We start from the raw sequence: 14,710 nt of genomic DNA, 5'->3' as shown, positions 1-14,710 counted from the left end.
CCGGGCAAAAAAGAAACCGAATCCCGACTGTGGACGGTCTGACTGGTCGTCGGTACCGGCACTGACGTGGGATTCGGGTGCCATGGTTCGTGGAACTGGCGGTCGGTGCAAAAACGTTGCGGTCCGTGTGGACACGGCACTCGAACCTGTTAAGTTCATGTCCAGTGAGACGAGACCACATGGACTGGGACGAGTTCTACCGAAACGCCGACTACGACCGCTGTATCTACCTCCGGGGCGAGGCGATGGTCGACTACCTCGAGCGCTTTCTCGAGCGCTTCGGCCCGTTCGAGCGCGTCGCGTCGGTCGGCTGTGGCCCCGGCAGCGTCCTTTTTGCCCTCGCGAGTCGCTATCCCGACACCGAGTTTCACGGGATCGATATCTCCGAGCAGGTCGTCGCGGACAATCGTGAGCGCGCGGCCGAACGCGGCCTTGAGAATCTCACGTTCGCCGTCGATGCGCTGCCGGATCTCGAGACCGACGAGCGCTTCGACCTGGTCTACTCTGCGGCGACGCTGTTTTTCGTCCCCGACACCGCCGCGGCCGTCGCTGACCTCTACGCACACGTCGCAGACGGTGGCTATCTCGTCATCAACTACCCCGACCCAGAGTGTCCGGCCCGATTCGATCAGTGGCTCGAGGGCCGGCGACGCGAGGCGTTCGACCTCGTCCTCTCCGGCGAGAACGTCCTCTCGAGTGCGGACATCCGAGAGTGCTGTGACACCGAGCCGCGGGATTACTGGGACGCCGTCGATGCGACCGAAGACGAGTCATTTCTCGTTGCGAAGACGCCGATGGTGTATCTTGAAAAGAGTGAATTATGAGCTGCATAACGCCGTAGACGGCCGCCGTTGTGCTGTGGCTCGACGGCGGTGACTATTCAGAACGGCGCTCGAGTACGAGCACGTACCGCGTCAACGACCGGTGGACGCGTCGTTCGAACGCAGCCTCGAGTTCCCACCCGGCTGTGCGGGCTTCGCTCGCCCACGACCGATCTGCAACGACGACGGCTCGCGGGGCGACCCGGTGAGCTTCGGCGAGGGCGCCCGAGACGAGGTCCTCGAGGCGATGTGATTCGATCTTCGACTGGCGGCCATAGGGGGCGTCGAAGACGACGCCATCGACGGCGTCGTCGACCAGCGGCAGCCGAGTGCCATCGCCACGGCCGACGTGCCACGAGCCGCGAGCGACACCAGTTGGGGCGGGGTCGTCGGACTCGAGGAAGTGCCGTAAGTTCTCCCGCGCGCCCGCAGCCATTTTGGCCTGGGCATCGGTCCCGACGACGTCCGCGCCGACGAGGCCGGCCTCAACGAGGACGCCACCGGTGCCACACATGGGATCGAGAACCGTCGAACCGGGGCGAGCGCCGGCGATGTTCGCGACAGCACGGGCGAGCAGTGGGTCCATGCTCCCGGGCTGGAAGAAAGGTTTGTCCGTCGGTGCGCGAGTCCCGAAGTCCCGGACGCTCTCGGCTTCGAGCCAGCCCAGCGTACAGATGGAGACCTCGTCCCCAAGCGACGCATCACCCGCGAGTTCTGCTGTGGATGCAGACAGCGCGCCGGTGGTGCTCGCTGCCTCGAGCCGTCCACCACGCTCGAGGACGCCCGCAGAGAACGTCGCCCGCAGCACGTGGTCCGGATCGTCGAGGTCGACCGTGAAGCCGCGATCTACCAGAATCCCACCGAGTTCGCGCTCGACACGCTCGGTATCGACGCCGCTCGAGCCGTGGATATCGGTCGCTCGCACTGCAACGGTCCCCTCGCGATCGATCGGCGCCGTCTCGAGTAACACACGGGCGCTTGCGAGGTCGGCGTCGGTACGGCCGAGCAGGTCGCTCGCTCGATGGGTGTATGCCAATCCACGGATGCGTTCGGGTGCAATGGCGTTCGCGATGGCGAGCCCGGGGGCGATCCGACGGACGTCGGCCGCGCCACTGGCTGCTTCGCGGGCTGCAAACGCATCGTCCTCGCCGCCAAGCTCGAGTACGTACACGGCTACGTGTCACCGTGGGCTGGCCATGAGCCTACCGTTTTTCGCGACCGCTGTCCACAAACCAGTGTTCGTGAACCAGCCTGTCAGCTGCTGTACATCACGGAATCGGGTTGTAACTGACAGACGCAGCCGATGTATATACCGGACATATCACGTGGCGGTACTAACCTTTATAAATCTTAAATACGTCTTTTTAAGCGACTTATGACCGACCCGAAGGACACCATCAACATTGAAAACGTGGTGGCGTCGACCGGCATCGGACAGGAACTCGACCTCCAGAGCGTTGCGATGGACCTTGAGGGGGCCGACTACGATCCCGAGCAGTTCCCCGGTCTCGTCTACCGCACGCAGAATCCAAAATCCGCCGCCCTGATCTTCCGGTCGGGGAAGATCGTCTGTACCGGTGCGAAAAGCACCGACGACGTCCACGAGAGTCTGCGTATCGTTTTTGACAAACTCCGTGAACTCCAGATTCAGGTGAACGAAGATCCCGAGATCGTCGTCCAGAACATCGTCACCAGCGCCGACCTCGGCCGAAATCTCAACCTGAACGCGATCGCAATCGGGCTCGGTCTCGAGAACATCGAGTACGAACCCGAGCAGTTCCCCGGGTTGGTCTACCGACTCGACGAACCCGAAGTCGTCGCCCTGCTGTTTGGCTCCGGGAAACTCGTGATTACTGGCGGTAAACAACCGAAAGATGCCGAACACGCCGTTGACAAAATCGTCTCTCGACTCGAAGATCTCGGCTTGCTCGAGTAACCTCCGCTGTTTTCGATCGATCGCTTCTCGCCGTCGTTCCCGTCTCAACTGAACTGAGAGGCACAGACGACACACAGCGGCCACACAGTGTGACAGACGGTATCTATCAGTAGCGATGATAGTTGTCTCAAACGAGACGGTTTACCCGCTCACTCGTTTCTTTGGCTGGGTTTTCGACTGTTTATTCCAGTTCGAACGGTTCATACTGGGCTGAATTGGGCCTGAGCGAGCCGAACGACTGGTCGCGTTTATCGCCCTTGTTACTGAGATTCAGTTATCGATGACGATCCACACAGACAGACTGACGACCGCCCTGGATCGCCGCGCGTCTGGCGGTGGCGATTCTCTTGAGACGTCACTGGCGCTCGATGGCTCCATCCCACGCGTGGCGGCCCAGCGGGTGCTCGACAACGATCGTCGCCGCGAGGTACTTCGCTGTCTACTCACCGAGGAGGGGCCACTCGAAGTCCGCACACTGGTCGCCCGGATCGCTGACACCGAGCACGATCCGACAGCCGTGACGCCGCTGCTCGATCTCCGTCAGCGAATCCACGTCTCGCTGTGCCAGACACACCTTCCGCTGCTGGAAAAACACCACATTCTCACGTACGACCGGGACCATGGTCACGTCGTCCCGGATGTGACGCTCCCGGTGTTCGAATCGGTACTCGAGTAGCAACAGCTACTCGACCAGCCGCTCGATTTCGGTCACCAGAATATCGCTTGCCCCGGCATTTTTGACCTCCGTGATCGTCTCGAAGACGTCACGCTCGTTGACGACAGCGTGGACGGCGACCGCCGCGTCGTCGCCGTCGTCCTCGCCAGCGATGTTCATCACTGTCGGGCCGCCAAGCCCGGGGATGACATTACGGACGTCGTCGAGTTTCGCTGTTGGGACATTCATCATAAGGTAGCGCTTTCCTTCGGCCTGTTTGACCGAGGCCAGCGCCGTCCGAACCTCCTCGACTTTCGGATTCTCGAGGACGTCGTCGCGGCCGAACAGCCGCACGGAACTCGAGAGGACGTCGTCGACGACGGCCAGTCGATTCATCTTGAGCGTCGTCCCCGTACTCGTGATGTCGACGATGGCGTCGGCCATCTCCACGTGGGGAGTTAGCTCCGTCGCGCCGGTAACCTCGACGATGTCGGGGTCGATACCGGCGTCGGCGAAGAAGTCCGCGGTGATGTTCGGGAACTCCGTGGCGACGGTTTTACCGGCCATGTCGGCGACGGTCTCTAACTCGCCGTCTTCGGGCGCGGCAAGGACGAGCCGGCAGCGCCCGAACTCGAGATCGAGCAGTTCTTCGACGTTGTCGACGCGGGCCTCACAGACCTGGTCGTAGCCAGTGATCCCAAGATCGGCCGCGCCGTCGGCGACGTACTCCGGGATGTCCGCCGCACGGGCAAAGAGCACGGAGACGTCGGGGTCGACGGTGTCGGCGTAGAGTTTCCGGTCGGCACCGTTCTCGAGATGGAGTCCCGCCCGCTCTAAGAGGTCAATCGTCGGCTCGTGCAGGCGGCCCTTGTTAGGAACGGCGATTCGCATTGTCAACGCGTTAGCGACGAGGGGGCAACTGTCTTTTCATTCAGAACTCTGTCGCCACATGGTGTGTCAACTGTCCACTATGACCACAATACTCAGGTGCACCGATCTTGTAGGCCTCGATCTATGGTCGAGGATTCGCTGGACTCTGTCCCCGGCGACGCTGCGACAGCACGTCGTCCGCCGTCGACGTTCGCTCGAGACACAACTGTCACCGACACGAGCGTCTACGAACGCTTCGATCGCGAGTGGCCCGACTGCTGGGCTGACGCCGCTGCGTTGCTCGAGTGGGACGAGCCCTACGACGAGGTTCTCGATGCCGACGACGCGCCGTTTTATCGATGGTTCGTCGGCGGTCGCCTGAACGCGGCCGAAAACTGCATCGACCGCCATCTCGAGGCTGGCCGGAAGAATCAGGTTGCGATTCGGTGGGAAGGCAAACGCGGCGAGCGCCGAACGTACACCTACTACGACCTCCATCGGGAGGTAACGGCTGTGGCCGCTGCGCTTCGAGAGCTCGGTGTCGAAGCCGACGACGTCGTCACGCTCTACTTGCCGACCGTTCCCGAGTTGCCGATCACGATGCTCGCCTGTGCCCGAATCGGGGCCTTGCACAACGTGGTTTTTGCGGGCTTTGCCCCCGACGCGCTCCTCGGCCGCATGGAGCAAGACGACTCGAGCGTGCTCGTCACCTGCGATGGCTACTTCCACGAGGGGACGGCAGTCGGCCAGAAGCGAAAAGCCGACGCAGCACTGGCTGCCCTCGAGTCGACGATTCCGACAGTCGTCGTCGATCGGCTCGGTGCAGACCACGACACACAACTCGGCGCGGACCAGTACGCGTACAGTGCCCTGGCCGATCGATTCGAGGGCGCGACTGTCCCACCGGTTTCTCGAGCAGCGACCGACCCGCTCTTTCATATCCACACATCTGGAACGACGGGTGAGCCCCAGCGGATGACTCACGCAACTGGGGGGTATCTCGCCGGCACCACCTGGACGACGCGGGCCGTCTTCGACCTCTCGCCGGGAGATACCTACTGGTGTACAGCAGATATGGGCTGGATTACTGGCCACTCGTATGTCGTCTACGGGCCACTGGCACGCGGTGCGACGGTCGTCCTCACGGAGGGGAGTCTCCGGTATCCGGATCGCCACCGTCCGTGGGAAGTGATCGAACGCAACGCTGTCAACGTGTTCTACACGACCCCCGGCGTCGTTCGGACGTTCATGAAGTGGGGCGAGTCGTTCCCGGCCGCTCACGACCGCTCGTCGCTCCGACTGCTCGGCACGGTTGGCGAGCCGATCGGTCCCGATACCTGGGAGTGGTTCTACACCCACGTCGGCGAGGAACGGTGTCCGATCGTCGACACCTGGTGGCAGACCGAAACCGGAAGTATCCTGCTGTCGACGCTCCCTGGCGTCTCGGAGATGAAACCGGGCGCCGTCGGCCCGCCGTTACCCGGGATCGAGGCCCGCGCCGTCGACGAGAACGGCAGGGAACTGCCGCCGGGTGAACCGGGCTCTCTGACGATCACGAAACCGTGGCCGTCGATGATCACCCCGCTCGAGAGCGATCGCTACTGGGTCCTCGCGGAGTACTGGCAGCAGTTCTCGGATCGGCGCGCCGACACCTGGCAGTACGCCACCGGCGACCGTGCCGTCGTCGATGACGATGGCTACATCACCATCATCGGCCGTGACGACGACGTCGTCACGATCGGCAACCGCCGGCTCGGGACGGCCGAACTCGAGGCCGCGATCACCGCTGTCGATGGCGTGACCGAAGCCGCCGCGGTCGCTGGCAGTGCCGACGGCGACACCGATCTCTACGTTTTCGCAACGGCCGAACAGGATCTAACAGGGCGCGAAGCGCTTCGCGAGTCGATCAGCGACGCGATCGTCGACCGAATCGGCCGCTTTGCCAGCCCGGCAGCCGTCGTGTTCACGCCGGAGCTGCCGGAAACGCACACCGGGAAGACGATGTATCGAGTGCTCGAGGGGATCGTCGACGACGCCCCACTCGAGGACAGTGAACCGCTTCGAAACCCAGAGATCGTCGGCGAACTCACGACGCTGTGGGGCCGCAACTGAACGTCGCTGCGTACTCGGCGCTGTCTCGCATGGTCGCGATTCACAGCGAGCACGAATCATCCACACCTCTTATATTCATGACGAGTGTAACGAACTCACATGGCAAGCACGCAGTCGACAGACGCGGAGACGGCCGAAGACGAGACCGATGCGGAAACGACCGAACACGAGGATGAGGCAGAGAACGAAGCCGAGACGGAAACGACCGAACCCGAAGATGAGACAGTCGTGAGCGAAGCCGAATCCGACATGGAGACGGCAGCCGACGACTCACGGACGCTCGTTACACTCCTCAAAGTGGTGGGTGTCGTCCTCGTGGTGGCTGCTGTTCTCTGGTGGCTTCGCTCGGACGACGAGGAGTGAATTTGGAGGCTCGACGACACGACCTGACTTTTTCAACGAAAGTAGATCTACACCTCGATTTTCTATTCAAAAGTCTATATTTGAAATAATAATATATTACAAACCCGAATCGGCTTGAACGTGTAGTTCATAGATACCCCTATGAGTACGAGACGAGCGCATCTCGAGATTACAGGCATGTCCTGTTCGACGTGTTCAGGGTCCGTCGAGGACGCTGTCCGTGATCTCGATGGTGTCGAGTCGGTGAATGCCAACTACGCGACCGACGAGGGAACGGTCGCGTACGACCCTGAGGAGATATCGCTGGCGGAGATCTACGCCGCGATCGACGACGCTGGCTACGAGGCAGCCGGGGAGACAGACACGATCACCGTCATGGGGATGTCGTGTTCGACCTGCTCGGAAGCAGTCGGCGACGCGGCTGAAGCCCTGCCGGGAGTGCTCCGGGCGGACGTGAACTTCGCCTCGGACGAAGCTCGCGTCGAGTACAACCCCAGCGACGCCTCGCTCGCTGAGATCTATCGAGCCATCGAAGATGCTGGCTACGAGCCCGTCCGTGATGCGGATGGCACTGCCCGAGAGACGAGCCAGCGCGAACGCGCTGTCGAGAAAGAACTGCGCCGACAGCGCCGGCTCGTGATCGGTGGTGGCATCCTCACACTGCCGTTCGTGCCGATCATGCTCGCGATGCTCGGGCTCGCCCCACCACCACACGAGCTGCTCGGCATCGAGATGGTGTGGGTTGACGCCCTCGAGTTCGTCCTCGCGACGGCGCTAATGGCGACACTCGGCAAGGAGTTCCTCGTCGGGGCCTACCGGGCGTTCTCGAACGACCGGCGGGCCAACATGGACACGCTGGTCGCGATGGGGACTTCGGCAGGCTACGTCTACAGCACAACTGTCCTGCTCGGACTCATCGCGGGTGCTGGCCTCTACTTCGAGGCTGTCGCCTTCATCCTCTGGTTCATTACGCTGGGCAACTGGCTCGAGGTCCGCTCGAAAGCCCGTGCGGGCAGCGCGCTGCGGGAACTGCTCGAGATGGAGGCCGACGAAGCCACCATAATCGAAGCCGGCGAGGAACGGCAGGTGCCACTCGAGGACATCGCAGTTGGCGACGTGCTGAAAGTCCGGCCGGGTGAGAAGATTCCGACCGACGGTGTCGTCGTCGACGGCCAGAGCGCAGTCGACGAGTCCATGCTGACCGGCGAGTCGGTCCCTGTCGAGAAAGGCGAGGGCGATGAGGTCGTCGGCTCGACGATCAACGAGAACGGCGTGCTTCTCGTGGAGGCGACGAAAGTCGGCTCCGAGACGGCGATCCAGCAGATTGTCGACCGAGTTAAAGAGGCCCAGTCGCGCCAGCCCGAGATCCAGCGGCTGGTCGACACAGTGAGCGCGTACTTCGTTCCCGCGGTCATCGCGAACGCCGTCCTCTGGGCGACGCTCTGGTTTCTCTTTCCCGAACCGTTGGCCGCGCTCGTCGACTGGCTGCCGCTGTGGGGGCCGGTCGGTGGCGGTCCTGAGGTCGCTGCCGTCGGTGGGGTGGGCGTCCCCATCCTCGAGTTCTCGGTGATCGTCCTCGCTTCCGCGCTGTTGATCGCCTGTCCCTGTGCGCTGGGGCTTGCGACGCCGGCCGCGACGATGGTCGGCTCGACGCTTAGCGCGACCAACGGCGTCCTCTTCAAGGGTGGAGACGTGCTCGAGCAGGTCCGTGGGATCGACACGATCGTCTTTGATAAAACGGGGACGCTGACCCACGGCGAGATGGTGTTAACGGACGTCGAACTCGTCGACGAGGGGGCGACTCCCGACGGCGGCGCGCTTGCGGGCCGGACGGAATCTCCCGAGTCGTACATGCTAGGGGCGGCCGCGACGGCTGAGTCCGGCTCCGAACACCCGATCGCGCAGGCGCTCGTCGACGGAGCCGACGAGCGCGGCGTCGAAATCGGCGAGGTCAGCGAGTTCGAGAACGTCCCCGGCCACGGCATTCGGGCCGAGACTGACCGCGGAACCGTGCTGATCGGTCGCCGAAAACTCCTCGAGGACGCGGGAATCGACACCGAACCCGTCGAAGAGACACTGACTCGACTCGAGCGCGAGGGGAAGACGGCGATGCCGGTCGCCGTCGACGGCGAGTTACTCGGCGCACTCGCCGTGGCCGACGACGTTCGCGAGAGCGCAACAGAGACCGTCACGGCCCTACACGAACGGGGCACCAAAGTCGTGATGCTCACCGGCGACAACGAGCGCACCGCGCTGGCGGTCGCCGAACAGGTCGGGATCGATCCCGAAAACGTGCGCGCGGAAGTCCTCCCCGAGGACAAAGCGGATCACATCGAGGCGCTCCAAAAAGACGGCTCCCGCGTGATGATGGTCGGCGACGGCGTCAACGACGCGCCCGCGCTGACCACGGCACAGGTCGGCGTCGCCATCGGCTCGGGAACCGACGTCGCCATCGAGAGCGCCGACGTGACCTTGATGCGTGACGATCCCGCGGACGTCCTCAAAGCCGTCCGCATCTCCGAGGCAACCATCTCGAAGGTGCGCCAGAACCTCTTCTGGGCGTTCGTCTACAACTCCACGCTGATCCCGATCGCCTCGCTTGGCCTCCTGAATCCGGCGCTTGCCGGGCTGGCGATGGCTGCCTCGAGCGTGAGCGTGATGGCAAACAGCCTCTCGTTTGCGACCTACGATCCGCACGAGGATTACCAGCTCGCGATCTTGAAACCACTCGAGTGGCTTCGGCGATAGCGTGACGACGTGGCTGGAGACGATTTCAGATCGCAAACAGTGCGTCCGCGATGAGGAACGTGATGTAAGCCTCGACGAACGCTGCGAGCACCAGAATCAGCCACGCGAAGCCAACCAGCGCGGTCGTTCGAACGAGATACGCTTTTGTAAACAGCGCGCTCCGTGAGCCGGCGATTCGCTGGCCAACGCGGTGCAGGAACCGAAATCCGACACCGGCAGCGATGAACAGCGCCGGCAGCTCGAAGATCCCGTGGGGCACAATCAGTGCGATAATGACGCCCACGCCGACCTCTGTGCCGGTGACTGCCACGAGATTACCGACGAGCACACCGTTGAACACCATGATGAGAAACGTCACGAAGCCAAGCGTCAGCGCGCCGGCGATCGCCGCCAGAAACGGCGGTGTGTTGTTGACGATGAAAAACGTCGCCGAGAGATCGAAACTCGCCTCACCGTCGCCGGGCAGTTCGTCCCCGCCGAACTCCTCCATGACCATCTCGAGGAACAGTTCGGTCAGATCGATGCCAGCAGCGTAGAGCGCTGCCCCGACGGCGGCTCCGAAGACGAACAGCCCTGCCGAAAACCAGGTGTACAGCCGGTGTTCGGCCCAGGCGTCGTCGAGAACCCCGAAGACGGATGGTTTCGCTCGGCCGGCGAGTGCGATCGCACCCAACCCAGCACCGAGGACGGCCGCCCCGGCAGCCGCCGTCGCTGCGTCGTAGGCGGCGAGAATCGTTGCGGCGGTTGCGAACGTGATTATCGCGAGCGCGACCGTGAGCCCGGTCCAGTTACGGATGGTTCCCGAATCCGGCGGCTCCGATGGGCCGATGCCGCGATCCGTGTGTGGCTCGGGGCTCGAGGGTGCACCCTCGGTGTCTCGGGGGTCGACTGTCGGCTGTCCGGCGCTCGACTCGTCGCGGTCGCGACCGCGATCGAGACTGTCGCTGTCGGGGCGTTCGGCATCCGGTGACCCGTCTTGCTCGGACGCTCTTGTGGGTTGTCCATCGCGCTCGTCTCTGTTTCCGTTCATAGTGGAATGTGTGACAAAACGACGGTTAAACCCGCCGACTATGACACACGCCGTCGCTGTGTCTCGAGCAGCCGTTCTCGCCGTTGCCGACAATTCGACCCCGGTCGATCGCCGGGATCGACAGTATAAGGCCACCCGACGAGAAACGTCGGCCAATGACGACACTGGCGATCACCGGTGGGCACGTGCTGTTGCCCGACATCACGGTGACGCGTGCGGACGTACTGGTCGATCAGGACGGCGGCGAGATCCTCGAGATCGGCGCCGATCTCGCTGGCGAGGCCGACGAGACTCTCGACGCGTCGGCGTCGCTGGTCACACCCGGCTTCGTCAACGGTCACTGTCACGTCGCTATGACGTTGCTCCGTGGCTACGCCGACGACAAACCCCTCGATGCGTGGCTGCAGGAGGATATCTGGCCCGTCGAGGCCGAACTGACGGCTGCGACCGTTCGCGCCGGCACCGAACTCGGCACCCTCGAGATGATCAAATCCGGGACGACGTCGTTTGCGGACATGTACTTCTTCGTGCCGACGATCGCCGACGTCGTCGACGAAGCGGGACTGCGTGCTCGTCTCGGCCACGGCGTGATCTCCGTCGGGAAAGACGAGGCAGCAGTCCACGAGGACGCCCAGGAAGGCCTCGAGGTCGCTGCAGAGATCGACGGCATGGCTGAGGGGCGGATCACGTCGGCGTTTATGCCCCACTCGCTGACGACCGTCGATGGCCAGTACCTCTCGGAGTACGTCCCGAAGGCGCGTGAGCTCGGCGTGCCGGTTCACTACCACGCGAACGAAACCAAAGACGAAGTGACGCCGATCGTCGAGAGCCACGGCGTCCGGCCGCTTGCCTACGCCGCCGAGAAGGGGATGCTCGAGTCCGAGGACTTCATCGCACACGGCGTCCACGTAGACGAAAGCGAGATCGGCCTGCTCGCGGAGGCAGAGACGAGTGTGATCCACTGTCCGGCCTCGAACATGAAACTGGCCAGCGGGATGGCACCCGTCCAACGGCTGCTCGAGGCGGGCGTCACAGTCGGGCTGGGAACCGACGGCGCGGCCTCGAACAACGATCTCTCCATGCTGGATGAGGCCCGTGACGCGGCCATGCTCGGCAAACTCGCTGCCGACGATGCGAGCGCAGTGCCCGCGGAAGCCGTCGCCGAGATGCTGACCCAGGGCAGCGCTGATGCGATTGGACTCGACACCGGCCGCATCGAAGCCGGTAAACCCGCCGATCTCGCCGTGATCGACCTCGAGCAGCCACATCTGACCCCACGACACGACCTCGTAAGCCACCTCGCCTACGCTGCCGCGGCGTCGGACGTCCGCCATACGGTCTGTGATGGGCAGGTGCTCATGCGCGACCGGGAGGTCCTGACGCTCGATGAGGCGGCCGTTCGAGCGCGGGCAAATGAAGCGGCCGAGACGCTGGTCGCTCGCGCCGAGGACTGAGCGGGTTTCCCTCGAGCCGTCTGAACGAAAACCGAACGTTCAGCGATCGTTATAAACACTCAAAACCATTCTCGGACGGTTTCAACGACCCCAAACCGTCCCAAACCGCCGGGTGGGTTTATTCATAAACTCCTGAATGTCTCGAGTGAGATGAATCGAAACCGACTGATCGTAGTCGCATTGGTTGCGACTATGATCCTGTCTGTGTTCGCCCCGCTGGGAACAGTGTCGGCGGCGGCAGCAGGTAATGTCGAAGCGTCCGATGGAATAGAAGTAGGTGTCGACGAAACGGTTGTGACAGTCACATCAAATGGGAGTGCGGTCGAGAACGCGACTGTCAACGTGACCTCGACCGATGAGGACACGTCGTACGCGGTTGAGAACACGACTGACGCCGATGGCACGGTCGACCTCCCCGAACCCGAGGAGACGGTCAAGGTGACCGTCAACGCGTCGTACGAGCTCGAGTCGGGTGAACTGCTCACTGATGAGACGACGGCGACGCTCGAGCCAGAACCGAAAGGCCTCGAGATCTCCGTCGAGCAGAACGGTGACGTCGTCGTGACGGTGACGGATAACGAGACTGCTGTCTCGGATGCCACCGTCGACGTCTCGACGGTCGATGAGAACGCGTCGTACGTCGACGAGGGAACGTACACGCCCGAGGATGACGGTACGGTGAGCCTGGACGCACCGTTCGGTAACGAGAGCGTCGAAGTCGCCTTCAACGCGACGGTCGACAACGAATCCGTCGAGACGACGGCAACGCTCGAGCCCGCCGAGTACGACACCTTCGGCTCGCTCGTCTCCGCGTTCGTCGGGAACGCACAGGACGACACTGACGGCCCGCTCGGACTGACGGTTGCGAACTTCGTCCTCGAGCACAACCCGGGTAACGCACCCGACCACGCCGGCCCGCCAAGCCACGCTGGTCCACCGGGTGACGGTGACGAGACGACAGACAATCAGGGCCCACCGGAACACGCTGGTGGCCCACCAGGTGAGGCAGACGACGCTGATGAAGCCGACGAGGATGCTGAAGGCGACGAAGACGCCGACTCCAGCCCGGGTAACGGCGGCGGACCGCCATCCGACGCTGGCCCTAACTAACGGCCTGAGCGCCGGACTCCGGTCGACGGCGGCGGTTTCGTCGTGTCAGAGGCACGATCCCGTCGCCGGTGTTCGGCTCGATCGGGCGCGCGACGCTGGCGTGGCTGATCGGCATAACCGATTGTGACCCGTTCGAACCACTGTTTTTCTCACTCGAGTCGATCGCCACTATCGTACCCACTGACCGTCACTGCACGCTGATCGCACGATTGCTGTGCGATCTGGGTTCAGTTGGTACGATAACGCAGTCAGCGGTGTGGCGGACTGTCGTCACTGCTTCGGTAGCGTTTTGCCTCCGCTATCCCTCAGTCGAGATATGACCGACTCTGCGTATCCGCCGATCAGCGATCAGTTGGCGGACCTCGATGCCGCACAGGAGGAGGGCCGCCGGAAGATGGACTGGGCCGCCCAGCATATGCCGATCCTCGAGCACGTTCGCGAGGAGTTCGTCGCCGACAAACCGTTCGACGGCGAGCGCATCGCGATGGCGATGCACGTTGAAGCGAAGACGGCGATCCTCGTCGAGACGCTCGCAGAGGGTGGCGCCGAAGTTGCGGTGACGGGTTGTAATCCGCTGTCGACTCACGACGACGTGAGCGCGGCGCTCGACACCCACGAGAACATCACCAGCTACGCCAAACGCGGCGTCGACGACGAGGAGTACTACGACGCCATCGAGGCCGTCATCGCCCACGAGCCGACGATCACCGTCGACGACGGGATGGACCTCGTTGCGGCGATCCACGAGGACTACCCCGAACTCATCGACGGCATCATCGGTGGGGCTGAGGAGACCACGACGGGTGTCCACCGCCTACGCGCGATGGACGACGACGGCGCGCTTGACTACCCTGTCTTCGCAGTCAACGACACGCCGATGAAGCGGCTGTTCGACAACGTCCACGGTACCGGCGAGTCCTCGTTGGCGTCGATTGCGATGACCACGAACCTCTCGTGGGCCAGCAAGAACGTCGTCGTCTCCGGCTTTGGCTACTGTGGCAAAGGCGTCGCGAAAAAGGCCGCTGGCCAGAACGCCAACGTCATCGTCACCGAAGTCGAGCCACGCCGCGCCCTCGAGGCCCACATGGAAGGCTACGACGTGATGCCGATGGCCGAAGCGGCCGAAGTTGGCGATGTCTTCCTCACGACGACGGGCAACCGCGACGTCATCGTTCGCGAGCACTTCGAGAAGATGCAAGACGGTGTGCTGCTCGCGAACGCGGGCCACTTCGACATCGAGATCGACCTCGAGGCGCTCGACGACCTCGCAGTCGACCGCTACGAGGCTCGTGACGGCGTCGAAGCCTACGAACTCGAGGACGGCCGTCGACTCAACGTTGTCGCCGAAGGCCGTCTCGTCAACCTCGCCGCGCCCGTCTCGCTTGGCCACCCCGTCGAAGTGATGGACCAGAGCTTCGGCGTGCAGGCAGCCTGTGTGCGTGAACTGGTCGAAAACGGAGCAGCCTACGACGCGGGCGTCCACGACGTCCCCGACGAACTCGACAAAGAGATCGCCGAGATCAAACTCGAGGCCGAAGGCGTTGCGTTCGACTCGCTCACGGAGACCCAACGCGAGTACATGGGCTCCTGGGACCACGGCACATAATCGCT

General features: G+C 63.2%; 12 protein-coding genes. 9 read left to right on the top strand and 3 right to left on the bottom strand.

Annotated elements, in window-relative coordinates; all coding sequences use genetic code 11:
- The first annotated feature begins 179 nt into the window (after positions 1–179).
- Positions 180–824, top strand: coding sequence for a trans-aconitate 2-methyltransferase (locus tag ACERJA_RS06240; RefSeq protein ID WP_373607372.1), 645 nt, complete (start codon positions 180–182; stop codon positions 822–824).
- Positions 825–876: 52 nt separating this feature from the next.
- Here ACERJA_RS06240 and ACERJA_RS06235 read toward each other — a convergent pair whose 3' ends face one another.
- A complete protein-coding gene (locus tag ACERJA_RS06235; RefSeq protein WP_373607371.1) occupies positions 877–1,992 on the bottom strand; it encodes a TIGR01177 family methyltransferase in 1,116 nt (371 codons plus the stop codon).
- Positions 1,993–2,196: 204 nt separating this feature from the next.
- Between ACERJA_RS06235 and ACERJA_RS06230 the strand changes: the two genes are divergently transcribed.
- Positions 2,197–2,757 carry a TATA-box-binding protein gene (locus ACERJA_RS06230; RefSeq protein WP_373607370.1) on the top strand — a complete coding sequence of 187 codons (561 nt, stop codon included), beginning with the start codon at positions 2,197–2,199 and terminating at the stop codon, positions 2,755–2,757.
- A 280-nt stretch (positions 2,758–3,037) separates the two neighbouring features.
- On the top strand, positions 3,038–3,433 hold the full coding sequence (locus tag ACERJA_RS06225) for a hypothetical protein (RefSeq protein WP_373607369.1): 396 nt from the start codon (positions 3,038–3,040) through the stop codon (positions 3,431–3,433).
- A 6-nt stretch (positions 3,434–3,439) separates the two neighbouring features.
- On the opposite strand, the gene hisG is transcribed toward ACERJA_RS06225, so the two are convergent.
- A complete protein-coding gene (gene hisG, locus ACERJA_RS06220) occupies positions 3,440–4,303 on the bottom strand; it encodes an ATP phosphoribosyltransferase (protein WP_373607368.1) in 864 nt (287 codons plus the stop codon).
- Between the two features lie 123 nt (positions 4,304–4,426).
- On the opposite strand from hisG, the gene ACERJA_RS06215 reads away from it, so the two are divergent.
- From ACERJA_RS06215 to ACERJA_RS06205, 3 genes are all read left to right on the top strand, one after another.
- Complete coding sequence (locus ACERJA_RS06215) at positions 4,427–6,394, top strand: acetate--CoA ligase (protein ID WP_373607367.1); 1,968 nt, start codon at positions 4,427–4,429, stop codon at positions 6,392–6,394.
- A 99-nt stretch (positions 6,395–6,493) separates the two neighbouring features.
- Complete coding sequence (locus ACERJA_RS06210; protein ID WP_373607366.1) at positions 6,494–6,757, top strand: hypothetical protein; 264 nt, start codon at positions 6,494–6,496, stop codon at positions 6,755–6,757.
- 141 nt (positions 6,758–6,898) lie between these two features.
- Positions 6,899–9,505, top strand: coding sequence for a heavy metal translocating P-type ATPase (locus ACERJA_RS06205; RefSeq protein ID WP_373607365.1), 2,607 nt, complete (start codon positions 6,899–6,901; stop codon positions 9,503–9,505).
- A 25-nt stretch (positions 9,506–9,530) separates the two neighbouring features.
- Here ACERJA_RS06205 and ACERJA_RS06200 read toward each other — a convergent pair whose 3' ends face one another.
- Positions 9,531–10,535 (bottom strand): stage II sporulation protein M, encoded by a 1,005-nt coding sequence (locus ACERJA_RS06200; RefSeq protein WP_373607364.1) that lies wholly within the window; start codon positions 10,533–10,535, stop codon positions 9,531–9,533.
- 155 nt (positions 10,536–10,690) lie between these two features.
- On the opposite strand from ACERJA_RS06200, the gene ACERJA_RS06195 reads away from it, so the two are divergent.
- The 3 genes from ACERJA_RS06195 to ACERJA_RS06185 all read left to right on the top strand — a co-directional run bounded on the left by ACERJA_RS06195 (position 10,691) and on the right by ACERJA_RS06185 (position 14,705).
- Complete coding sequence (locus ACERJA_RS06195) at positions 10,691–11,989, top strand: amidohydrolase (protein WP_373607363.1); 1,299 nt, start codon at positions 10,691–10,693, stop codon at positions 11,987–11,989.
- A gap of 294 nt (positions 11,990–12,283) precedes the next feature.
- A complete protein-coding gene (locus ACERJA_RS06190) occupies positions 12,284–13,099 on the top strand; it encodes a hypothetical protein (RefSeq protein WP_373607362.1) in 816 nt (271 codons plus the stop codon).
- A 316-nt stretch (positions 13,100–13,415) separates the two neighbouring features.
- Positions 13,416–14,705 carry an adenosylhomocysteinase gene (locus ACERJA_RS06185; protein WP_373607361.1) on the top strand — a complete coding sequence of 430 codons (1,290 nt, stop codon included), beginning with the start codon at positions 13,416–13,418 and terminating at the stop codon, positions 14,703–14,705.
- Positions 14,706–14,710 lie beyond the last annotated feature (5 nt).

This window comes from Natronorubrum sp. A-ect3 (assembly GCF_041821125.1).
GTDB lineage: Archaea > Halobacteriota > Halobacteria > Halobacteriales > Natrialbaceae > Natronorubrum > Natronorubrum bangense.
This window is presented reverse-complemented; position numbering and strand designations above follow the sequence as displayed.